Origin of the sequence: Mesorhizobium sp. M0998, assembly GCF_040318885.1 — a bacterium.
In the GTDB taxonomy this organism is placed as follows: Bacteria; Pseudomonadota; Alphaproteobacteria; order Rhizobiales; family Rhizobiaceae; genus Mesorhizobium.
This window is the reverse complement of record NZ_JAMYND010000026.1, coordinates 24,474-45,090: the sequence shown is the minus strand read 5'-3', so window position 1 is coordinate 45,090 and position 20,617 is coordinate 24,474. Positions and strand designations below refer to the sequence as shown.

At 62.2% G+C, this 20,617-nt stretch carries 21 protein-coding genes; 13 read left to right on the top strand and 8 right to left on the bottom strand.

Annotated elements, in window-relative coordinates; translation table 11 throughout:
- Positions 1–46: 46 nt before the first annotated feature.
- Positions 47–514: a YbhB/YbcL family Raf kinase inhibitor-like protein gene (locus NKH59_RS22770; RefSeq protein ID WP_352836149.1), complete on the bottom strand. Its 468-nt coding sequence runs from the start codon at positions 512–514 to the stop codon at positions 47–49.
- Positions 515–683: 169 nt separating this feature from the next.
- Here NKH59_RS22770 and NKH59_RS22765 point away from each other — a divergent pair, with 169 nt between their 5' ends.
- The 3 genes from NKH59_RS22765 to NKH59_RS22755 all read left to right on the top strand — a co-directional run bounded on the left by NKH59_RS22765 (position 684) and on the right by NKH59_RS22755 (position 2,806).
- Positions 684–2,102 carry a DUF3182 family protein gene (locus NKH59_RS22765; protein ID WP_353023135.1) on the top strand — a complete coding sequence of 473 codons (1,419 nt, stop codon included), beginning with the start codon at positions 684–686 and terminating at the stop codon, positions 2,100–2,102.
- 99 nt (positions 2,103–2,201) lie between these two features.
- Positions 2,202–2,573, top strand: coding sequence for a SpoIIAA family protein (locus NKH59_RS22760; protein ID WP_352539879.1), 372 nt, complete (start codon positions 2,202–2,204; stop codon positions 2,571–2,573).
- Between the two features lie 17 nt (positions 2,574–2,590).
- Positions 2,591–2,806 (top strand): hypothetical protein, encoded by a 216-nt coding sequence (locus tag NKH59_RS22755; RefSeq protein ID WP_352473044.1) that lies wholly within the window; start codon positions 2,591–2,593, stop codon positions 2,804–2,806.
- A 39-nt stretch (positions 2,807–2,845) separates the two neighbouring features.
- Here the strand turns inward: NKH59_RS22755 and NKH59_RS22750 are convergent, their stop codons facing one another.
- Both NKH59_RS22750 and NKH59_RS22745 read right to left on the bottom strand, forming a co-directional pair.
- Positions 2,846–3,169 (bottom strand): hypothetical protein, encoded by a 324-nt coding sequence (locus NKH59_RS22750; protein ID WP_353023133.1) that lies wholly within the window; start codon positions 3,167–3,169, stop codon positions 2,846–2,848.
- A 247-nt stretch (positions 3,170–3,416) separates the two neighbouring features.
- Positions 3,417–3,854, bottom strand: coding sequence for an Lrp/AsnC family transcriptional regulator (locus NKH59_RS22745; protein ID WP_353023131.1), 438 nt, complete (start codon positions 3,852–3,854; stop codon positions 3,417–3,419).
- A gap of 129 nt (positions 3,855–3,983) precedes the next feature.
- Between NKH59_RS22745 and rocF the strand changes: the two genes are divergently transcribed.
- Complete coding sequence (rocF, locus tag NKH59_RS22740; RefSeq protein WP_352473047.1) at positions 3,984–4,904, top strand: arginase; 921 nt, start codon at positions 3,984–3,986, stop codon at positions 4,902–4,904.
- A gap of 3 nt (positions 4,905–4,907) precedes the next feature.
- Entirely contained in the window at positions 4,908–5,975 is a 1,068-nt protein-coding gene (ocd, locus tag NKH59_RS22735) for an ornithine cyclodeaminase (RefSeq protein ID WP_352971512.1), read from the top strand.
- A 16-nt stretch (positions 5,976–5,991) separates the two neighbouring features.
- Here ocd and NKH59_RS22730 read toward each other — a convergent pair whose 3' ends face one another.
- Entirely contained in the window at positions 5,992–6,153 is a 162-nt protein-coding gene (locus NKH59_RS22730) for a hypothetical protein (protein WP_292655465.1), read from the bottom strand.
- A 272-nt stretch (positions 6,154–6,425) separates the two neighbouring features.
- On the opposite strand from NKH59_RS22730, the gene NKH59_RS22725 reads away from it, so the two are divergent.
- The 4 genes from NKH59_RS22725 to NKH59_RS22710 all read left to right on the top strand — a co-directional run bounded on the left by NKH59_RS22725 (position 6,426) and on the right by NKH59_RS22710 (position 11,849).
- Positions 6,426–8,375 carry a PrkA family serine protein kinase gene (locus NKH59_RS22725; RefSeq protein WP_352449545.1) on the top strand — a complete coding sequence of 650 codons (1,950 nt, stop codon included), beginning with the start codon at positions 6,426–6,428 and terminating at the stop codon, positions 8,373–8,375.
- Between the two features lie 19 nt (positions 8,376–8,394).
- Positions 8,395–9,717, top strand: a complete 1,323-nt coding sequence (locus NKH59_RS22720) for a YeaH/YhbH family protein (protein ID WP_352539876.1) — start codon at positions 8,395–8,397, stop codon at positions 9,715–9,717.
- Positions 9,717–11,255 (top strand): SpoVR family protein, encoded by a 1,539-nt coding sequence (locus tag NKH59_RS22715; RefSeq protein ID WP_353023129.1) that lies wholly within the window; start codon positions 9,717–9,719, stop codon positions 11,253–11,255. Before NKH59_RS22720 ends, NKH59_RS22715 begins: the two co-directional genes overlap by 1 nt.
- A gap of 102 nt (positions 11,256–11,357) precedes the next feature.
- The gene (locus NKH59_RS22710; protein WP_353023127.1) at positions 11,358–11,849 is read left to right on the top strand and encodes a DUF1772 domain-containing protein; all 492 of its coding nucleotides are present in this window, start codon (positions 11,358–11,360) and stop codon (positions 11,847–11,849) included.
- Positions 11,850–11,966: 117 nt separating this feature from the next.
- On the opposite strand, the gene NKH59_RS22705 is transcribed toward NKH59_RS22710, so the two are convergent.
- Together NKH59_RS22705 and NKH59_RS22700 are read right to left on the bottom strand one after the other, a co-directional pair.
- Positions 11,967–12,212: a hypothetical protein gene (locus tag NKH59_RS22705; RefSeq protein ID WP_353023125.1), complete on the bottom strand. Its 246-nt coding sequence runs from the start codon at positions 12,210–12,212 to the stop codon at positions 11,967–11,969.
- 48 nt (positions 12,213–12,260) lie between these two features.
- A complete protein-coding gene (locus NKH59_RS22700) occupies positions 12,261–14,261 on the bottom strand; it encodes a protein-L-isoaspartate(D-aspartate) O-methyltransferase (protein ID WP_353023124.1) in 2,001 nt (666 codons plus the stop codon).
- Between the two features lie 301 nt (positions 14,262–14,562).
- Between NKH59_RS22700 and NKH59_RS22695 the strand changes: the two genes are divergently transcribed.
- Both NKH59_RS22695 and NKH59_RS22690 read left to right on the top strand, forming a co-directional pair.
- The gene (locus NKH59_RS22695) at positions 14,563–16,974 is read left to right on the top strand and encodes a phosphoketolase family protein (RefSeq protein WP_353023122.1); all 2,412 of its coding nucleotides are present in this window, start codon (positions 14,563–14,565) and stop codon (positions 16,972–16,974) included.
- Entirely contained in the window at positions 16,974–18,155 is a 1,182-nt protein-coding gene (locus NKH59_RS22690) for an acetate/propionate family kinase (protein ID WP_353023120.1), read from the top strand. The genes NKH59_RS22695 and NKH59_RS22690 overlap by 1 nt, the downstream gene beginning before the upstream one ends.
- A gap of 16 nt (positions 18,156–18,171) precedes the next feature.
- Here the strand turns inward: NKH59_RS22690 and NKH59_RS22685 are convergent, their stop codons facing one another.
- Positions 18,172–18,387 carry a KTSC domain-containing protein gene (locus NKH59_RS22685; RefSeq protein ID WP_352473055.1) on the bottom strand — a complete coding sequence of 72 codons (216 nt, stop codon included), beginning with the start codon at positions 18,385–18,387 and terminating at the stop codon, positions 18,172–18,174.
- 111 nt (positions 18,388–18,498) lie between these two features.
- On the opposite strand from NKH59_RS22685, the gene NKH59_RS22680 reads away from it, so the two are divergent.
- Entirely contained in the window at positions 18,499–19,101 is a 603-nt protein-coding gene (locus tag NKH59_RS22680; protein ID WP_353023119.1) for an alpha-ketoglutarate-dependent dioxygenase AlkB, read from the top strand.
- 54 nt (positions 19,102–19,155) lie between these two features.
- Here NKH59_RS22680 and NKH59_RS22675 read toward each other — a convergent pair whose 3' ends face one another.
- Positions 19,156–19,620, bottom strand: coding sequence for an NUDIX hydrolase (locus NKH59_RS22675; protein ID WP_352501155.1), 465 nt, complete (start codon positions 19,618–19,620; stop codon positions 19,156–19,158).
- A 119-nt stretch (positions 19,621–19,739) separates the two neighbouring features.
- Here NKH59_RS22675 and ku point away from each other — a divergent pair, with 119 nt between their 5' ends.
- Positions 19,740–20,573, top strand: a complete 834-nt coding sequence (ku, locus tag NKH59_RS22670; RefSeq protein WP_352539869.1) for a non-homologous end joining protein Ku — start codon at positions 19,740–19,742, stop codon at positions 20,571–20,573.
- Positions 20,574–20,617: the final 44 nt, after the last annotated feature.

Below are 20,617 nucleotides of genomic sequence, written 5' to 3'. Positions count from 1 at the left end.
GCTTCTCCGTTTGTGCCGAACCAGGCGACGGGGTGGCGTGGCGTCCTCAAGCCCGTTCGAACGTGCCGACGAGCTCGGCCTCTCCCACGACGTGCGGCTCGGCCTGTTTCAGCACGTCGTCGACGGCAGCCTTCTCGCCGAGATGAAGCGTCTCGGCGTCGAGTGCAAGAAGCCGGAAATGGTAATGGTGGAGCCCATGCCCAGGCGGCGGCTGGGGGCCGTCATAATGAGGATTGCCGAAATCGTTGACGCCGTGTCCGAGGCTCTCGGTCTTGGCGCCGGCGGTCGTGCCTTCGGGAAGAAAGTTGCGCTGTGCGTCGATGTTGTAGACCGCCCAATGACGGAACGTGCCTGAAGGGGCGTCGGGGTCCTCGACGGCCAGGACGAAGCTTTTGGTTCCTTGCGGGGCGTCCGTCCACTCCAATGGTGGCGAGACGTTGCCGCCGTCGCGGGAATAGCGCGGCGGTATTTTGTCGCCATCGGCAAAGGCAGAGCTTTTGAGAGTGAAAGCCATGGTCTCCATCTCCCTGTCTGACGTTCCCTCATAAACAGCTACGAGCCGCCGATGTTCCGGTCGCCGCCCCGGTCAAACCCAGGGCTATCGCAGATGGAAAGCCGAGGCTTTCGCTCTACGACGTACCCCCACCCCTAGCCCCTCCCCACAAGGGGGAGGGAGACTTTCGTTGGCGCTGACCTCGGCAAATTGCCTGCCTTTCGGCGCCAAAAGGGGAAGTAAGGGCGGGCGGCAGCGTTCCCTCCCCCTTGTGGGGAGGATTAGGGTGGGGGTCCATCTTCGTAAGAATCCAAATGCGATTGCCCTGCAGTCAAACCGGATTGCCGGCCGTTGGCCGGAACATTCGCCGAGGAAGCGGGTTTTTCGGTTCGGACGCATCGCCGCGGAAACGGCAATGGGCTCGGCAATGGACGAAGGGCGCGACATGACCGGGCTAAGCGGTAAGCAACCAAGCGGGGCGAAAGGTGTTGTGGTCGCATTCTCCGTGCCGGGCGGCGAGACAATCTATACCCACGAGCGGGAAACCGTCGCTGCCGTTGCGCGCACGATTGCGGCGTTGAAGGGCTTTGCCTTCCGCGAGGGCCTGAGTGACGGCGGCGGTGACGGTCGCCGACTGTATTTCGTGCCGGACGACAGCCTGCTTGCCGTCGATGCGCTCCAACTGGGCATCAACGGGCCCGACGACCTCTTCGGCGGTGTGGTGCCCTGGCGCCTCGCAACCACCAAGGCCATAACCCACAAGCTGGTGGACGGGTCGGCGGCACGGCCAAAAGAATGGCCAGCCGGCTTCGGCAGAGCCGTCGGCGCGGCCGTACTGCCCGGCTATACCGCATTTTCACGCGATGACGCGCTGCGCGCAGCGGAACGTCTGCTGCAGCTAGGGCTGGTCCGGTTCAAGCCACCGCGCGCTTCGCGGGGCCGCGACCAGCACACCGCCGCGACCGTTGCCGACATCGAAAGGCTGCTGGAACGATATCCATCCTCCGACCTGAGGGAATACGGCCTTGTTCTCGAAACGGAGCTTCGCGATATCGTCACGCTGAGCATTGGCAGAACGGCGATCGACGGAACATCGGTCGCCTATTACGGCGTGCAGCGAATGACGGCCGACAATGCCGGACAGCCCGTTTACGGCGGATCCGATCTGGTCGTCGTGCGCGGCGGATGGGAGGCGCTGGACGGGCTGCAGCTTTCTCCGGCGCTAAGTTTGGCTGTGGCGCAGGCGAGGATCTACGACGCCGCGATGGATGGCTATCCCGGATTCTTTGCCTCACGGCGCAACTACGACATCGGCCAAGGTGTCGATTCCTCGGGCATCTGGCGATCGGGAGTGCTGGAAGCCAGCTGGCGGATCGGCGGCAGCAGCAGCGCCGAGCTTGCGGCGATGGACGCCATGAAGCGCGACCCCGACGTGCAGATCGTGCATGTCTCCGCCGTCAAGCAGTTTGGCAGCACTGCCCACCTGCCGCTGAACGCAGCGATCCATTTCCACGGGGAGGACCCCGAGGAGGGTCAAATCACGCGTTATACCGTCGTCACCCAGGCGATCCGAGGGCCGGTCGGGGAGGCCGGCCGATCGTCGTTCTAACCATGTCAGGTTGAAGCCAAGCACGCCTCCGGCAGGGAACATCCGCCAATGGCCCGAGTTTGTTTCGGGCAGGCAGCAAGTCAGAGACCGGAGGAAAAAATGATCGAGATGATTGCCGCTCCCCAGAATGTCGCCGCCTTTCGTGTCACCGGCACCGTGACGGCGGACGACTACGACAAAGTCATCCCGGCAATCGAAGCGAAACTGAGCGACCACAAGGACATCGGCGTCCTGACCGATCTTGCCGATTTCGAGGACATGACGGCTGGCGCCTTGCGGCGCGACCTGCAGTATGGACTGAGCAAACTTGGCGAGGTCCACCGCTTCAAACGTGCCGCCGTGATTTCCAACAAGCAGTGGATCAAGGCAGCCACGGAAATGACGGACGCGCTGTTTCCGCAAATCGAGGCGCGGGTGTTCCCGGAGGACGAAAAAGCCCAGGCCCTGAAATGGGTGGCAGGCGTACAATAGCGGTGTTGGGGAGTGCCATGCCGTTCGACAAACGACAGGATCCGGAAGGCCTCTGGGAGGTCTATGACAGCGAGAGCGACGAAGCCGTCGTGGTCGGCGGGTTGCCGCTTTCCGGTCTCGACGAAAGCGAAGCCGATGAAGCGATTGAAAAGCTCAATCGGGGCGATCTGACGTCGGACAACATCCCCGAGACGGTTCGGTCAGGGTGGCCTCCGACCAAGGACGGTTTGTGATGACAGCCTGACGGACGTCACCGAGGACCGGTCGCGGATCTACGACGAGGCCTTGACCCCGAGCTTGCGGGCTTTGTCCTCAAATTCGTCGCGAATATCCTCGATCGTCGGCAGACGCAGGCGCCGCAGCTGGGCGTGCAACTTTTTGGCGGCATCTGAGCTCAGGTCGCGCTTGAAATTGGTCGCGACCTCCTCGGCCGAGCCGTAATGGCGATAGCGCTCGATCTCGGTCTTCGTGGCTTGCTGGACGTGCTCGAGCGTCTTGCGTTCGGCATCGGATTTTCCGTCTGGTTTGGCCCGCATGACCGGATTGAACGCTTTGCTGATAACGAATTCGACCAGTTCCTGCTGGGCGTGAGCCATGATTGTTCTCCCTCGAAGAAGGGCTGTCCGAGCCTAGAACGGTTCATCGGGGGAAACGCTGAACCGATCTCTCTTGTTTTGACGCAATTCCGAACGGAAAACCGTTTCACACTTTTCCTGGAATTGCTCTAACGCAATTCCGAACGGAAAACCGTTTCACACTTTTCCTGGAATTGCTCTAACCGCGGCGGCAATTGAAGGTTCCCTGGCTTGGGATTTCATTGCCGCTGGAGGTCAAGGGCGAAGATCACAGCCGCGCCTTGGTGGTGCGCGGCGTTGCCAGGAGCAGGCTTGTTTCGCTGCCGGTAATTCCGGGAATCAGCCGGATACGTCTCAGCACCGCATCGAACTCGCTCAGCGTCTGGGTCCCGAGTTCTATCACCAGGTCCCACCGGCCATTGGTGGTGTGGATGGTCGAGACCTCGGAGAAGCCGCCCAGCGCCCGGATGACGCGATCGGCGGCATGGCCCTCGATCTCGATCATCATGATGCCACGCACCCGCTGATCGACCGCGTCGGCGCGTAGAATGACGGTGTAGCCGACGATGACGCCGTCTCTTTCAAGTCGCTCGATCCGGGACCTTACCGTTGCCCGGGAGACATCCAGGCTAATGGCAAGGTCGGAAATGCTGCGCCGGGCGTCGTGCCGCAAAGAGGTGATGATCCGCTCGTCAAGTTGGTCCATGATTGCTCACAGCGGAAGTAGATCGTGCCACAATGGTAGGGCACTTCAACAAATTTGCCAATTTGATATGTTCATTCTGCCAGCGATGCCCGCTTCAATAAAGCCATCGTAATTCGGTGGGTATGACAAATGCATTGCACGATCGTTGGGGCGCCGATCCAGGCCGGCTCAGGCCGCATGGGCTGCGAGATGGGGCCGAGCGCGCTTCGCACGGCCGGTCTGGCCGGCGCGCTGACCGAGCTTGGCCATACGCTGACCGACCTCGGAACGATTGTCCCTGCCGATATGCGCCCTGTCGTACACGGCAACGCGGCGGTGAAGGCGCTGCCGGAAATCGCCGCCTGGACGGCAGCGATCAGCGAAACTGCCTATGCCGCAAGCGCCGATGCGATGCCGATCTTTCTCGGCGGCGACCACAGCATTTCGGCCGGCACGCTCGCCGGCATAGCCCGCCGCGCGGCGAATGCCGGTCGGCCGCTCTTCGTGCTGTGGCTCGACGCCCACCCCGATTTTCATACGCTCGACACGACGACCAGCGGCAATCTGCATGGCGTGCCGCTGGCCTATGCCAGCGGGCAGCCCGGCTTCGAGGGCTATTTCCCCCGCCTTGCAGCACAGGTGGAGCCGGCTTGCATATGCGCGCTGGGGATCCGCAGCGTGGACCTGGCGGAACGGGATGCATTGCGCAGAGCCGGCGTGACGGTCCACGACATGCGTTCGATCGACGAGCACGGCATAGCGCAACTGCTTCGCGCCTTTCTCGAACGGGTGAGCGCCGCCAATGGCATGCTCCATGTCAGCCTCGATGTCGATTTTCTCGACCCGTCGATCGCCCCGGCGGTGGGCACCACCGTTCCCGGCGGCGCCACCTTCCGCGAGGCGCATCTGGCGATGGAAATGCTGCATGACAGCGGCCTCGTCACCAGTCTCGACCTGGTCGAGCTCAACCCATTTCTTGACGAGCGCGGCCGCACCGCCACGCTTTTGGTTGACCTGACCGCAAGCCTGATGGGCCGGCGGATCATGGACCGCCCGACGAGGGGGTTCTGAGCCATGACCGTCAATTTGAACATCGTCCCGTTCGTCAGCGTCGACCGCATGATGAAGCTGGTGCTTGCCATCGGCATCGAGCGCTTTCTGGTCGAGCTTGCCGCCTATATCGAAGAGGATTTCAGGCGCTGGGAGCTGTTCGACAAGACGCCGCGCGTCGCCTCGCACAGCATTGACGGCGTCATCGAGCTGATGCCGACCAGCGACGGGCAGCTCTACGGCTTCAAATACGTCAACGGGCATCCGAAGAACACGCGTGACGGCCGCCAGACCGTGACCGCTTTCGGCGTGCTTGCCGATGTCGGCAACGGCTATCCGATGCTGCTTTCGGAAATGACCATCCTGACGGCGCTCAGAACCGCCGCAAGCTCGGCCGTCGCGGCGAAATACCTCGCTCCAGAGGCCGCCAGCTGCATGGCGATCATCGGCAATGGCGCGCAATCGGAATTTCAGGCGATCGCTTTCAAGGCGCTGCTTGGCGTCGACAGGCTGCGCCTCTACGATATCGACCCGGCGGCCTCGACCAAATGCATGAAGAACCTTGCCGGCCTGGGCTTCGACATCAAGCTCTGCGCGTCGGCGCAGGAGGCCGTTGAGGGTGCAGAGATCATCACCACGGTTACCGCCGACAAGCGGTCGGCAACAATCCTGACCGACAACATGGTGGGATCCGGCGTGCACATCAATGCGGTAGGCGGCGATTGCCCGGGCAAGACCGAGCTGCATCGCGACATTCTGCTGCGCTCGGATATTTTTGTCGAATATCCGCCGCAGACGCGCATCGAAGGCGAGAGCCAGCAGCTCGATGCGGATCATCCGGTCACCGAATTGTGGCAGGTGATGACAGGAAAGGCAGCAGGCCGGACGGACGCCCGACAGATCACATTGTTTGATTCCGTCGGCTTTGCGATCGAGGATTTTTCCGCGTTGCGTTACGTTCGCGATCAGCTTCAGCGGACCGGCCTTTACGAGGAACTAGACCTTCTGGCCGATCCCGATGAGCCGCGTGACCTGTTTGGCATGCTGCTGCGCGCCGAAAAAGCGACCGGGCTGGCGGCCGCCGGCAGCTGAGCTGCGATCCTGTCGGTCAGTCCTTCTTTTCCTGATACAGGCGCTCGGTGGCGCGCTCGCTTTCTCTGCGCTCCGCCGGGCCGCGACGGCGCTGCGTGAGCAGGGCGTAGGCGATCAGGATTGCCAGCAGCAGTGGACCGCCTGCAACAACGAGCAACCACAAACTATTCCCAGACATCGACCGTCTCCTTTCCCTCACAACCGGGAAGGACCCGAACCGTTCCTCCGTCTTGTTGGGAGTCGTCAGCGGGGCGCGGTGCAATTCAGGATTTTATGCCTCGGTCAGGACGTTGCACGCCTTGTCTGCACTCAGGATGTCCTTATCTAGACTCTTATCTCCTTCGATCACATGCACTCTCTGCGAAGTGAAGGGAACCACAAGGGCTTTCTGACATTTGGTTGTTCAAGAGACAAACGTGCAGCCACACCGGCTCCGGGGCTAGGAATACCATGCGTGAGAATCAATCCGACGTCTTCGATCTGTTTTCCGAGGTTTACAAGAATGCGGCTCAGGAGGAGATAAGCCTCCAGCAATATCTGCTTGCCTGCCGCGAGGACAAGTCGATGTACGCCTCGGCACCCGAACGGATGGTCGAGGCGATCGGCGAGCCGACCTTTGTCGATACCAGCAAAGACGAGCGGCTCGGCCGTATTTTTTCGAACCGGACGATCAAGATCTATCCAACCTTCGCCGACTTTTACGGCATGGAGGATACGATCGAGCGTATCGCCGGTTATTTCCGCTATGCCTCGCAAGGGCTCGAGGAACGCAAGCAGATCCTCTATCTGCTTGGCCCGGTCGGCGGGGGCAAGTCCTCGCTTGCGGAGCAGCTGAAAAGGCTGATGGAGCAGCGTCCGATCTATACGCTGAAGGTCGGCGGCCAGGTCAGCCCGGTCTTCGAATCGCCGCTCGGGCTGTTCGACCCCGACCGCATGGGCGACCTTTTGGAGGACAAATACGGCATCGCCCGACGGCGGCTGAACGGCCTGATCTCGCCCTGGGCGGCCAAGCGCCTCGACGAATTGTCCGGCGACATCTCCAAATTCAGCGTCGTCAAGCTGATGCCGTCCAGGCTGCGCCAGATCGGCATTGCCAAGACCGAGCCGGGCGACGAGAACAACCAGGACGTTTCGGCCCTGGTCGGCAAGGTCGACATCAGGCAGCTGGAAAACTTCAGCCAGTCCGATCCGGACGCCTACTCCTATAGCGGCGGGCTGAACCGGACGACGCAAGGGCTGCTCGAATTCGTCGAGATGTTCAAGGCGCCAATCAAGGTGCTGCATCCGCTGCTGACCGCCACCCAGGAAGGCAGCTACAACGGCACCGAGAATTTCGGCGCTTTCCCCTATCAGGGCATCATCGTTGCCCATTCCAACGAATCGGAATGGCTGCAGTTCAAGAACAACAAGAACAACGAGGCGTTCCTCGACCGCATCCTGGTGGTCAAGGTGCCGTATTGCCTGCGCGTCACCGAAGAGCGGCAGATCTACGAGAAGCTGTTGCGCGAAAGCGAATTGGCTAACAGCCCCTGCGCTCCGGAAGTGCTCGATATCCTCAGCCGGTTCACCGTCTCGACCCGCCTGGCCGAACACGACAATTCGCCGCTCTACACCAAGATGCGCGTCTATGACGGCGAGAACCTCAAGGAAACCGATCCCAAGGCGAAGTCGGTCCAGGAATACCGAAACGCCGCCGGCGTCGACGAAGGCATGACCGGCGTCAGCACCCGCTTCGCCTTCAAGATCCTGTCGCAGACCTTCAATTACGACACCGAAGAGGTGGCGGCCGATCCGGTGCATCTGATGTACATCCTTGAAGAGGCGATCAAGCGCGAGCAGTTCCCGAAGGAGACCGAGGCGGACTATCTCGATTTCATAAAGTCGGAGCTGGCCACGCGTTATGCCGAGTTCATCGGCCACGAGATCCAGAAGGCCTATCTGGAATCCTACAGCGAATACGGCCAGAACCTGTTCGACCGCTATATCGCCTACGCCGATGCCTGGATCGAGGATCAGGACTACAAGGATACCGATACCGGCCAGATCCTCAATCGCGAGGTCTTGGACAACGAATTGTCGCAGGTCGAAAAGCCGGCCGGCATCGCCAATCCCAAGGACTTCCGCAACGAAGTGGTGAAGTTCACGCTGCGCGCGCGGGCCAGAAACCATGGCCGCAACCCGTCATGGACAAGCTATGAGAAGCTGCGCGAAGTCATCGAGAAGCGGATGTTCGGGCAGGTCGAGGACCTGCTGCCAGTGATCAGCTTCGGCTCCAAGCAGGACAGCGTGACGGAGAAGCGGCATACCGAATTCGTGCAGCGGATGATCCAGCGCGGCTACACCGAGCGCCAGGTCCGCCGGCTGGTGGACTGGTACATGCGGGTGAACAAGGCGGGTTGAAGCCAGCCCGGGGTAACATATGCCGATCTTCATTGATCGCCGACTGAACCCGAAGGACAAAAGCCTCGGCAATCGGCAGCGTTTCCTGCGGCGGGCGCGCGAAGAGTTGAAGCGCACCATCCGCGATCAGATCCGCGCCGGCAAGATCGCCGACGTGGACGCCGAGCATGCCGTTTCGATGCCGGCGCGGGGTACCGGCGAGCCGAGCTTCAACGATGCCAGGAACAGCGGCAGCCGCCAGCACGTCCTGCCCGGCAACAAGCATTTCACCCCAGGCGACCGGCTGCCCAAGCCCGGCCAGGGCGGCGGCATGGGATCAGCCCCGGGCAGAACCGAATCGGAGGACGATTTCCGTTTCGTGCTGTCGCGCGAAGAGGTTCTCGACCTCTTTTTCGAAGACCTCGAACTGCCGGACATGGTCAAGCTCAACCTCAAGGAGATCCTCGCTTTCAAGCCGCGCCGGGCCGGCTTCGCCGCGACCGGCTCGCCGACCAACATTAATGTCGGGCGCACGATGCGCAACAGCCATGGCCGCCGCATAGCACTCAGGCGCCCCAAGCAGGAGGAACTCGACGCAATCGCGCAGGAGATCACGTCGCTGGAGGCGAAGCCGCAGAACGCCGAGATGCGCCAGCGCATCGTGGCGCTGCAGGAAGAGCTTGAGCGACTGGAGCGCCGCCGCAAGCGAATCGCCTATGTCGACCCGGTCGACATCCGCTTCAACCGCTTCGACGCCCAGCCGGTGCCGAATGCCAATGCGGTGATGTTCTGCCTGATGGACGTGTCCGGCTCGATGGGCGAACGCGAGAAGGATCTGGCCAAGCGCTTCTTCGTGCTGCTGCACCTGTTCCTGAAACGGCGCTACGACCGGACCGAGGTGGTCTTCATCCGCCACACGCACGAGGCGCAGGAGGTGGACGAGGAGACCTTCTTCTACAACACCCAGAGCGGCGGCACGGTGGTTTCCACGGCGCTCGAGGAGATGCACCGCATCGTCGAGCAGCGCTATCCCAGCCGCGAATGGAACATCTATGTCGCCCAGGCCTCGGACGGCGACAATTTCGTCACCGATTCGGAGCGCTGCATCACCCTGCTCGACGAACAGATCATGCGGCTTTGCCAGTATTTTGCCTACGTCGAGATCCTCGACGAGCGCGAGAGCCACATCTTCGGCGCCACCGACAACGGCACGTCGCTGTGGCGTGCCTACAGTGCGGTCAAGCTGAGGTGGTCGAACTTCCAGATGAGCCGCATCGCCACGGCGGCCGACATCTACCCGGTTTTCCGCCAGCTCTTCGCCAGACAGCCGGGTTATCAAAAGAGCGGTGAAAGAGGGGGCTGATGGCGAGCAAATCCGGGTTGTTGTTTTCCGGTTCCGACTGGGATTTCAGGACGCTGTCGCGCGCCTACGAGACCATCGAGGCGATCGCCACCGAAGAGCTCCACCTCGACGTCTATCCGGTACAGATGGAGATAATCTCGTCCGAACAGATGCTCGACGCCTATTCCTCGGTCGGCATGCCGCTGATGTACCGGCACTGGTCGTTCGGCAAGCACTACCTCTACCAGGAATTGCTGTATCGCAAAGGCGGACGGGGGCTTGCCTATGAACTCGTCATCAATTCCAATCCCTGCATCGTCTATCTGATGGAAGAAAACACCATGGCCCTGCAGGCCCTGGTGACGGCGCACGCGGCACTCGGCCATAACCATTTCTTCAAGAACAATTATCTGTTCCAGCAGTGGACGGACGCCAGCGCCATCCTCAGCTATCTCGACTTCGCCAAGGGCTACATTGCCCGCTGCGAGGAGCGGCATGGCGTCGATGCGGTGGAAGAGATCCTCGATGCCGCACATGCGCTGATGGAGCAGGGCGTGTTCAGATATCACCGGCCGCCGAAGCTGTCGTCGGAAAAGCAGCGCGAGGGAGTTCGCGAGCGCCTGGAATACGAGGAGCGTTCCTACAATGACCTATGGCGCACGCTGCCGCCTTCGAAGGACGGCGCCAAGCCCCGCGAGACGGACATCATGGCGGAGCGCAAGAAATCGCTCAAGCTGCCCGAGGAAAACCTGCTTTATTTCCTGGAGAAGAACAGCCTGATCCTGGAACCGTGGCAGCGTGAGGTCATCCGGATTGTCCGCGTCATCGCGCAGTATTTCTATCCGCAGCGCCAAACGCAGGTGATGAACGAGGGCTGCGCCACCTTCGTGCATTACACGCTGATGAACCTTTTGTTCGACCGCGGCCTGATCGGCGAAGGTGCCATGCTGGAGATCCTGCGCAACCATTCGAACGTGATCTTCCAGCCGGGCTTCGACGATCCGCGCTTTTCCGGTATCAACCCTTACGCGCTGGGCCTCGACATGATGCAGGACATCCAGCGCATCTCGACCGCGCCGACTGCCGAGGACCGCGACTGGTTTCCCGATATCGCCGGCAATGGCGACTGGCGCCAGACCCTGCTGGACGCCTGGGCCAACCATCGCGACGAGTCCTTCATCCGCCAGTATCTGAGCCCTACCCTGATCCGGAAATGGCGGTTCTTTGTGCTTGCCGATGCGGCCAACGATCCGCACTACGAAGTCGCCTCGATACACAATGAGCGCGGCTACGAGAGCATCCGCGCCGTACTCGCCCACAGCTACGATATCGGCGCCAGCCGGCCGGACATCCAGGTGGTGGACGTGGACCTGCTCGGCGACCGGCATCTGCGCCTGCAGCATAAGGTCAAGGACGGCATAGTGCTGGAAGGCGGCAGCCGCGACGCCACACTGCGGCATATCCGCAAGCTCTGGGGCTACGAGGTCAGCATGGTCGCGGTCGACGCGCAGACCGGCGCCACAGTCCACGAACGGTCGACCAGCCAGATCGGGGAATGACCGAACCGGACTTGCCGGCGAAGTCGGGTGTCGTTGCCTTTACCGGATCACCAACCACCCTATCTACGCGCGCACCACGAGGGCATGGTCGGGAGCAGGAACATGCGCGCATTGACGATCGCCACGCTTCTGTTGGTCGCCGTCTCGATGGCGCTCTCGCTCGCGCACGCTCTGGAATTGCCCGGCAAGTTGCGCCTCAAGGAGGCCACCTACAGATCAGTGCAGGCGATCTACTATCCCGGCTTCACGATCGGCGGGTTCGCCGAGATCGGCGGCATCATTGCACTCGCCGTCCTGCTTTACCTGACGCCCTATCCAGGCGCCCGATTCTGGTGGACCTTGGCGGCGTTTGTCTCGTTGCTGGCGGAGCACGCGACCTATTGGTTGGTCACGCACCCCGTCAATAATTTCTGGGTGCAAGACACTGCCCTGCCGAAATCCGCCGCGACGTTCTTTTCAATGTTCTCTCGAAAGCAGACTGGCGACTGGAGAGATTTGCGCAACGTCTGGGAGGCTTCGCATGTCGCCAGGGCAGGCCTGGCGATGCTGAGCCTCGTCTCAATTGCTGTCGCCGCGACATTTTTTGCCGAATAGCCCCAGGGATCAAGACGGCGCCCTCGTCCGCCAATTTTGCGGCCACGAACGCTGCATCCGTCAGATCAGGGAACGGACCCGGCGCCGTATTGTCTTAACGTCAAGCGATCCGGCCGTTCAGTGGTCGGCGCGATGCTTGTTGTGGGCGCTTTCCTGGTGCTCGCCGCGGATGATGTTGCGATCGTCGGGATCGGCAATATCCTTCGGGTCCGATCTGAGCTCGGCACCGCGCCGGAACGCCTCGCGCTCTTGCCTGGTCTTTTTCAAATCCGCTTCCGCGTCGAAATCCTTGCCAGCGTTTTTGGTGTTCTCGCGCTCTTCGATGATGCGCAATTGCTGCTCATGAGTCTTTTTTCCGGCCATCGGTGACCTCCTTCTTTTGATTTTCCGCTTTCCCAGGGTCCAAATTCGCTACAGCCCGAAAGGATAGGTCTCGGGAAGGCCTGTCCCCGCACGTTCCGGCCCAAGCGGCGTCACGGCACTGGTTTCATCGAACCAGACGAAAGCATCGAACTGGCGGGCGAGCGAGGCGTCCGCATAATGGCTGTGGAGCTCGGTTTCGGGCCGGTAGATGACGCCGATAAAGCGTTCCAGCCGGCGCTCCAGAAGCCGTTCGCGCAGCGTGTCGTCGCGCTCGAAGTCGAGCAGGAAAGGCGAGACGCCGCTGTCGTGGCAAAGCCGCTCATAGCTGTCGTTGTGGGAGGGCCGAACCGGTTTCACGTCCATGTCGCCGTCCCAGTCGGTGGCGGCGGCCACCGTCCCGGAATGCGTACTGAGCCCGATCAAGGCAACCTCGTCGCCAAAACGCTGGCGGCAGAGCTGGCCGATATTCAGTTCGTCCCTGACGATCCCCATTTCGGTATAGCGGGCATCGCCGATATGGGAATTATGTGCCCACACCACCGCCTTGGCATTCGGGCCGCGGGCCTGCAGCAGGTGCTCCAGCGTTTCGAACATGTGGGTGTCGCGCAGGTTCCAGGATTGCGCGCCGCCATAATACATGGTGCGGTAATAACGCTCGGCGGAGGCGACCAGGCGGGCGTTCTGGGTGGCGTCGAGGAAATCGATACCGTCCTGCTGCGCATAGTCGAGCTCTCTGGAAAGCAGTTCCCGGCATTGCTCGAGCACGGCCTTCTCGCATTTCTGGTAACCGGAGGTGAGTGCGACACGGCCATAGGTGGCCGGGTCGTTCTGCCACGGCGTCAGGCAGCCATAGCGTTCGCGCGCGATCCTCGCCGCCTGCGGATCGACCCGGTCGAGATATTGCAGGACCGCCGCAATCGATCCGCCCATATTGTAGATGTCTAGGCCATAGAATCCGGCCCGCCGGGAGGATTTGCTGATCCGCTCATTACGCACTCGCATCCAGTCGACGAACGCCGCGACGTCGGTGTTGCGCCACATCCAGGTGGGAAAGCGCTGGAACGGCGGCGCGGCGCCCAGGCGCGGCGGCCGATGGCGGACATAACGGTCGATCGCCGCGGCATCGGGCCAGTCGGCCTCGACCGCGACGATGGTGAAGCCATGCTTCTCGATCAGCCTGCGAGTGATCGCGGCGCGCGCGCGGTAGAACTCCGACGTGCCGTGGCTGGCTTCGCCGAGCAAGACGACGCGGCGGTCGGCAAACCGGTCGAACAGCGCACCGAAGGCCGGATCGTCGAAATCCGGAAGCGGCTCGGCGGCGGCCGCTATCATCCGCGGCAGGCTGCTTCTGCGCTGATGCCGGTGCGGAAGCTCGGCCGCTATCTGGCTGTCGCTACCTGGCTCGCCCCAGCCTTGCTCGCCGATCAGCGGAACAAACCGCACGCCGCCGAAATCCTCCTCGGTGTAAGTTGCTGCGCCGGTCCGGGTGACCTTGAGCAGACGCTGCGAGTCGAATTCGTCGCCGACCGGGATGACAAGCCGGCCGGCGACGTCGAGCTGTTCCTGCAGAGCGAGAGGTGCGCCGGGTCCGGCGGCCGCAACCAGGATCGCATCGAAGGGTGCCGCCTCGGGCCAGCCCTTGGTGCCGTCGCCGGTGCGGACTTCGATATTGTCGTAGCCAAGCTTCTTGAACCGCTGCCTTGCCGTTTCAGCCAACGCGGCGTGGCGCTCGATCGTGTAGACGCGTTCGACGATCCGGCTCATTACGGCAGCCGCATAGCCTGATCCGGTGCCGACCTCAAGGACGTGGTCACCGGCTCCGATCTCCGCCATTTCGATCATGAATGCAACGATATAGGGCTGCGATATCGTCTGACCTTCGGCGATCGGCAGCGGCCCGTCCTCATAGGCGAATTCTTCGAAACCAGGCTCGACGAAAGCCTCGCGCGGGACCTCGCGCATCGCTAGAAGGACATTGCGGTCGCGAATGCCACGGCGGCTCAGGTGGATATCGACCATTTGGTTGCGGGCATGGGAGAGATCGAGCATCTTTCTGCTCCTCCTAGGGCTTCCGCTGCAATCGCCCAACCTGCTCAACGGCACTTCGGCCGGCTCATATCTCAGGGCCTCGGCGGTCCCCTTGGATTCAAGCAATGCGGTGCATCTTCCTAACCGTTGGCAAGCCCCGAGGTTCCCCAAAAGACCGACCCGCTTTTGTCTGGCGAGGCGCGTTGCAGGATCGACAAGCGGGCGCCGGCCGCGCCGCCCAAACTTATTTCGAGGCAAATCCTTTCTCCGACGCGACGCCACTCCAGATAACGACGGACGAGTGTATTCCGGAGGCATTTCCATGAACGACGAGGCCTGCACCACTACGCACATGACCGGCCTTGACCAGATCGATCTGATGGACCGCTACTGGCGCGCCGCGAACTACATCTCGGTTGGCCAGATCTATCTGCTCGACAATCCGCTCTTGCGCGAGCCCTTGCGGCCCGAGCACATCAAGCCGCGGCTGCTCGGCCATTGGGGCACGACGCCCGGCCTCAATTTCATCTATGTGCATCTGAACCGGATTATCCGCGAACGTGGTCTCGATGTCCTGTTCATCTGCGGTCCGGGTCACGGCGGCCCGGCAATGGTCGCGAACACCTGGCTCGAGGGCACCTACAGCGAGATCTATCCCGAGGTCGGCAGGGGCGAAGGCGGCCTGCGAAAGCTGTTCCGGCAGTTCTCGTTTCCCGGCGGAGTGCCGAGCCACGCGGCTCCGGAGACGCCCGGCTCGATCCACGAAGGCGGAGAACTCGGCTATGCGCTGGTCCATGCCTTCGGCGCCGCCTTCGACAATCCGAACCTTGTCGTTGCCTGCGTCGTCGGCGACGGCGAAGCCGAGACCGGCCCGCTCGCCGCGGCCTGGCATTCCAACAAGTTCCTGAACCCGGCATCCGATGGTGCCGTCCTGCCGATCCTGCATCTCAACGGCTACAAGATCGCCAGCCCGACGATCCTCGGCCGCATGGAAGACGAGGCGTTGCGCAGCCTGTTCCTCGGCTATGGCTACGAAACCTTTTTTGTCGAAGGTCATGAACCTGCCGCGATGCATCGCGAGATGGCCCGCACGCTCGATACGGTGCTCGACCGGGTCCACTCCATCCAGGAGCCCGCACGAGCCGCGGGCTGGAAGGGAGAGCGGCCGCTGTGGCCGATGATCGTGCTGCGCAGCCCAAAGGGCTGGACCGGGCCGAAAGAGGTCGACGGCAGACGAGTCGAGGATTTCTGGCGTTCGCACCAGGTGCCGGTGTCGAATGCACGCGGCGATGCGGCGCACCGCCAGATCCTGGAAGACTGGATGCGCAGTTACGAGCCGGAAAAACTGTTCGATAAAGGCGGCCATCTCTTGGCGGAGCTCGCGGCGCTGGCGCCCACGGGGTCAAGACGCATGGGCGCAATCCCCTACGCCAATGGCGGCCTGCTGAAACAAGACCTCGTGCTTCCCGACTGGAAAGGCCTGGCGCTCGACGTACCGCGTCCGGGCGGCACTGTCGGGGAGGCGACGCGGACCGTCGGGAGCTATCTTCGCGATGTGATCCGCTTGAACGCCGAGGCCAGGAATTTCCGGCTGATGGGACCCGACGAGACGTCCTCCAACCGCCTCGACGACGTGTTCGAGGTCACGGATCGGATCTGGATGGAGCGGATCGAGCCCTACGACGTCCATCTTTCCCGTGACGGCCGCGTCATGGAAGTGCTCAGCGAGCACCTTTGCCAAGGCTGGCTGGAGGGCTATCTGCTGACCGGCCGCCACGGCCTGTTCTCGTGCTACGAGGCGTTCGTCCACATCGTCGATTCCATGGTCAACCAGCACGCCAAATGGCTGAAGACCTCCGGTGAACTTGCCTGGCGCAAGCCGATCGCCTCGCTCAACTACCTGCTGACCTCGCATGTCTGGCGACAGGATCACAACGGCTTCAGCCATCAGGACCCGGGCTTTGCCGATTTCGTCGCCAACAAGAAGGCCGACACGGTAAGGCTCTATTTCCCGCCCGACGCCAACACGCTGCTGTGGATCACCGACCATTGCCTGAAAACCTACAACCGCATCAACGTCATCGTCGCCGGCAAGCAGCCGGCGCCGCAATGGCTGTCCGCCGAGGACGCGGAAGCGCACTGCCAGGCCGGCGCCGGCATCTGGGAATGGGCCGGGACGGTTGCCAAGGGCGAAGAACCGGACGTGGTCCTGGCTTGCGCCGGCGACGTGCCGACACTGGAGACGCTTGCCGCAGCCGACATCCTGCGCTCGGGCATTCCGGACCTGAAGATCCGCGTCGTCAATGTCGTCGACCTGATGATCTTGCAGTCGAATTCCGAGCATCCGCATGGCTTTGCCGACGACAGATTCGACGCACTGTTCACCAGGGCCAAGCCGGTCATCTTCGCCTATCACGGCTACCCCTATCTCATTCACCGTCTGACCTACCGGCGCGCCAATCACGACAACATGCATGTGCACGGCTTTCGCGAGGAAGGCACGACGACGACGCCGTTCGACATGGTCGTGCTCAACCAGCTCGACCGCTATCATCTGGCGATCGCTGCGATCGCGCGCGTGCCGGGGCTGGCCGAGCGGGCGAAGGAGCTTGCCGCGGCGCTGCATGGGAAATTGGCTGAGCATACGGCCTATGTCCGCGAACATGGCGAGGACATGCCCGAGATCCAGAAATGGTCCTGGCCACAGGACGGCGCGACGAGGGCCGGCGATTGATGCGACGATCGATCCTTGCGTTGAATACCGGCTCGTCCAGCATCAAGTTCGGACTTTACGACCTTGCAGCGTCCGCCGAGCCGGATCTTGCCTCGCGCGGTTCGCTGGATCTGGGCGATGCGCCAAGGCTGACCGCGAAAGCCGCCGATGGGGAGCTGCAGTGCGATCGGCCACTTGCCGCGGACGCATCACGCGACATGGGCATCGGCCAGATGCTGCAGTGGATCGAGAACGAACTTGGCGGAAGGAAACTCATCGCCGCCGGCCATCGCATCGTCCATGGCGGACGCGAGTTCGTCGAACCTGTCCGCCTGACGCCGACAATTATCGAGGCTCTCGATAGGCTGACCCCGCTTGCGCCATTGCACCAGCCACGCAGCCTCGCACCAATCCGGGCGCTTGCCGCGCTGCGGCCCGACCTGCCGCAGGTCGGATGCTTCGACACGGCCTTCCATCGGACCATCGAGCCTCTGGTCAGCCGTTTTGCGCTGCCGCGCCGCTATGAGGCAGACGGCATCCACCGCTACGGCTTTCACGGGCTTTCCTACGAATATGTTGCCGGCCGGCTCAAGCAGATATCGCCCGATCTGGCGGCGAAAAGAACCATCGTCGCCCATCTCGGCAACGGGGCGAGCCTGTGCGCCATGCGCGACGGGCGAAGCGTCGATACGACGATGGGCTTTTCGGCGCTTGATGGCCTGGTCATGGGCACACGCTGCGGCGCCATCGATCCGGGCGTGCTTTTGTACCTGCTGCTGGAAAGAGGCCTTTCGGGACAGGCGCTGCAAGACATGCTCTACGAGGAATCCGGCCTGCTCGGCGTGTCCGGCATTTCCGGCGACATGCGCACGCTGGAGGCCAGCGACGACCGCCGGGCTCGCGAGGCGGTGGAGCTTTTCGCCTTCCGCGCCGCCAGGGAAGTTGCCGCCCTCGCCAACACGCTGGGTGGCCTCGAATGCCTGGTGTTCACCGGCGGCGTCGGCGAGCACTCGGCCCCGGCCCGCAAAGCGATTTGCGGCAGGCTTGGCTGGCTCGGCGTGGCGATCGACGAGGCCGCCAACAAATCCCATGAAGCGCTCATGAACCAGACGGACAGCAAGGTCGAAGTCCGCGTCGTCGCAACCGACGAAGAAGGTGTCATCGCCCGCCACACGCGCAAGGTGATGGAGGGGCCCGGCTGAGGCGGATGGCCTCGGCTCAGCTCGAATGGCTCTGCTCGACCAGATGGTATTTGTACCGGTCGCGAATATGCGCGTTGAAGAACCGGCCCTTCGACGAGGCTTTGCGGAATGCCGCGTGGACCTGCGGCGGCACGTCCTCGTAATCATAGCGGTTTCCGCTCGGGACGAACCATACGGAGAGTACCCTCGTCGCCGGCTGGTAATCGATGCTTCTGATCGCAGTTGAAGGCATTCTCAACAGGTCCAATCCATGCCGTCGTGTGAATAACCCTGCACGGAGAGCGAGGTTCCTTCCTGCCGAAGTAGCCTTGCCGCTACGGGCCGGCTTCACCAAATACGGTTGATGCCACCGCTCAAGACATCGGCTGCAGCCCGCCAGGGCGATCTCTTTGCCGCCGCCGACGACCTGCCGGAAGGATTCCGCTACCAGCCCGAACTGATCACGCCGGACGAGGAGGCAGCGTTGGCGGGCCAGCTCGCAACCCTGCCTTTTCAGCCCTTCGACTTCTATGGCCATCTGGCAAACCGGCGGGTGGTCGGTTTTGGGCAGCGTTATGATTACGACCGGGGCGAAGTCGTCGAGGCGCCGCCAATACCCGGCTTTCTGCTGCCGCTCAGGGAAAAGGTTGCAGCCTTTGCCCGCTTGCCCGCCGAAACCTTCGTGCAGGTGCTGATCAACGAGTACCGGCCGGGCGCCGGTATCGGCTGGCACCGCGACAAGCCTCATTTCGAGGCGGTCGCCGGCGTTTCGCTGCTGGCCGCCTGCAGCTTCCGCCTGCGCCGGAAAAACGGCACGCGATGGGACCGCAAGACGGTCACCGTCGATCCAAGATCGGCCTATCTGATGACGGGTGCTGCGCGCAACGAATGGGAGCACAGCATTCCGCCGGTTGCCGAGCACCGCTATTCGATCACGTTGCGCACGCTGCGGCCGCAACGCGCTTAAAGCAGAGCGGGAGCAAGCCCGAGCACTGCCCTTAAGAACTGGGCTGAAACAAATTCATCCGTCGCCATGCCGACCGGCAAACTCCGCCAGCATGGCGCGCTGGCCTTTCAGGATCTTGAGGTTGGCTTCAGGCAGGGAGAACCAGCCCGCTCTGTCGACTTCGGCAAATTCCTTCATCGAGCCGGACCTTGGCGGCCATTCCATGACGAAGGTGTTGCTGTTGATGGCGTCGCTGTCGAAATCCGCCTCGACGCACCATGCGATGACGAGCTTGCCGCCCGGCTGCCTGTAGCTGCCAAGGTGTTCGAAAACGCCATCGATGGCGACGCCTAGCTCCTCTTCGGCCTCGCGTTTTGCTGCCGCCAGGTCGTCCTCGTTCTCGTCGACCAAGCCCTTCGGGATCGACCATGCGCCGTCGTCCTTCTTCGCCCAGAATGGTCCGCCCGGATGCACCAGCAAGACCTGGAGATGTCCTTCCCTTCGGCGAAAGATGAGCAATCCTGCGCTGCGTTGGGCCATCCCGCTATTCCCCTGACGAAACTGAAACGAACGTCCGGGCCGGCATATGGAACAGCCTGCCATGGCGGAACGATTTCGGCTCGCAGCCGTTCCGTCCGTTCGACAAATGAGTGATCGACATGGCGACGCCGCGAGCTGCCTGGAAGGGCTTTATGAAAGTCGGATCGGTTTCCTGTGGCGTCAAGATCATCGGCGCCGTCAGCGAGGCCGAGAAAGTGCATTTCAGGATCCTGAACCGCAAGGACGGTCTCCCGGTCAAGAGCGCTTATATCGACGAGGAGACCGGCGACACGGTCGAGGCGGCGGAGCAGGTAAAAGGCTATGAGGTCGAAAAGGGCGAGTTCATCCATATAGAGCCGGACGAAATCAAGAAACTGAAGATGGTATCGCAGCATACGCTCGAGATCGGCGAGTTCGTGCCCGCCGCCGAAATCGACGCACGCTACCTCGAAAAACCCTATTATCTGGTTCCGGCCGACGCGCCCTCCACGGAGGCTTTCGCGGTGATCCGGGACGCCATGGCCAGGAAGAAAGTGGCAGCCCGCTCCTGCGTCGTGCTGTACCAGCGTGGCCGAGAGGTGCTGATCCAGCCGCTTGGCAAGGGCATGGTAATGACGGAACTACGCAACCACAATGAAGTGGTCGCGGCGGACGCGGTGTTCGAAGGGCTGAAGGCTCGCAAGGTCGATCCCGAGATGCTGGAAATCGCGCAACTGCTGATCGACAAGAAGCCGGCCAAATTCGACCCGTCGAAGTTCGAAGACACTTATGAACAGGCGCTGGTTGCGATGATCGACGCCAAGCGCAAGGGCAAGAAACCGCCCAAGCCGGCACCCGAGCCGAGGACGAACGTCGTCAATCTCGCCGATGTTCTGCGCAAGAGCCTGGCGCAGGAGGGCGGCAAGGCTCCGAACAAAAGTCCGAGGGCGGCGGCGAAACGCAAATCGGCCTGAATGTCCGAAAGCAGATCGAACGGAACCGAAAACACTCGCGCGCA

Excerpts from the sequence above, each read along its gene's own strand:
- NKH59_RS22760 (WP_352539879.1), top strand. The coding sequence starts at position 2,202 with ATGATCGAGATGATTGCCGCTCCCCAGAATGTCGCCGCCTTTCGTGTC.
- NKH59_RS22675 (WP_352501155.1), bottom strand. The coding sequence starts at position 19,620 with ATGGCCCAACGCAGCGCAGGATTGCTCATCTTTCGCCGAAGGGAAGGA.
- ku (WP_352539869.1), top strand. The coding sequence starts at position 19,740 with ATGGCGACGCCGCGAGCTGCCTGGAAGGGCTTTATGAAAGTCGGATCG.
- NKH59_RS22755 (WP_352473044.1), top strand. The coding sequence starts at position 2,591 with ATGCCGTTCGACAAACGACAGGATCCGGAAGGCCTCTGGGAGGTCTAT.
- rocF (WP_352473047.1), top strand. The coding sequence starts at position 3,984 with ATGCATTGCACGATCGTTGGGGCGCCGATCCAGGCCGGCTCAGGCCGC.
- NKH59_RS22690 (WP_353023120.1), top strand. The coding sequence starts at position 16,974 with ATGCGACGATCGATCCTTGCGTTGAATACCGGCTCGTCCAGCATCAAG.
- NKH59_RS22750 (WP_353023133.1), bottom strand. The coding sequence starts at position 3,169 with ATGGCTCACGCCCAGCAGGAACTGGTCGAATTCGTTATCAGCAAAGCG.
- NKH59_RS22685 (WP_352473055.1), bottom strand. The coding sequence starts at position 18,387 with ATGCCTTCAACTGCGATCAGAAGCATCGATTACCAGCCGGCGACGAGG.
- NKH59_RS22720 (WP_352539876.1), top strand. The coding sequence starts at position 8,395 with ATGCCGATCTTCATTGATCGCCGACTGAACCCGAAGGACAAAAGCCTC.
- ocd (WP_352971512.1), top strand. The coding sequence starts at position 4,908 with ATGACCGTCAATTTGAACATCGTCCCGTTCGTCAGCGTCGACCGCATG.
- NKH59_RS22745 (WP_353023131.1), bottom strand. The coding sequence starts at position 3,854 with ATGGACCAACTTGACGAGCGGATCATCACCTCTTTGCGGCACGACGCC.
- NKH59_RS22730 (WP_292655465.1), bottom strand. The coding sequence starts at position 6,153 with ATGTCTGGGAATAGTTTGTGGTTGCTCGTTGTTGCAGGCGGTCCACTG.
- NKH59_RS22680 (WP_353023119.1), top strand. The coding sequence starts at position 18,499 with ATGCCACCGCTCAAGACATCGGCTGCAGCCCGCCAGGGCGATCTCTTT.
- NKH59_RS22705 (WP_353023125.1), bottom strand. The coding sequence starts at position 12,212 with ATGGCCGGAAAAAAGACTCATGAGCAGCAATTGCGCATCATCGAAGAG.
- NKH59_RS22710 (WP_353023127.1), top strand. The coding sequence starts at position 11,358 with ATGCGCGCATTGACGATCGCCACGCTTCTGTTGGTCGCCGTCTCGATG.
- NKH59_RS22725 (WP_352449545.1), top strand. The coding sequence starts at position 6,426 with ATGCGTGAGAATCAATCCGACGTCTTCGATCTGTTTTCCGAGGTTTAC.
- NKH59_RS22715 (WP_353023129.1), top strand. The coding sequence starts at position 9,717 with ATGGCGAGCAAATCCGGGTTGTTGTTTTCCGGTTCCGACTGGGATTTC.
- NKH59_RS22695 (WP_353023122.1), top strand. The coding sequence starts at position 14,563 with ATGAACGACGAGGCCTGCACCACTACGCACATGACCGGCCTTGACCAG.
- NKH59_RS22770 (WP_352836149.1), bottom strand. The coding sequence starts at position 514 with ATGGCTTTCACTCTCAAAAGCTCTGCCTTTGCCGATGGCGACAAAATA.
- NKH59_RS22700 (WP_353023124.1), bottom strand. The coding sequence starts at position 14,261 with ATGCTCGATCTCTCCCATGCCCGCAACCAAATGGTCGATATCCACCTG.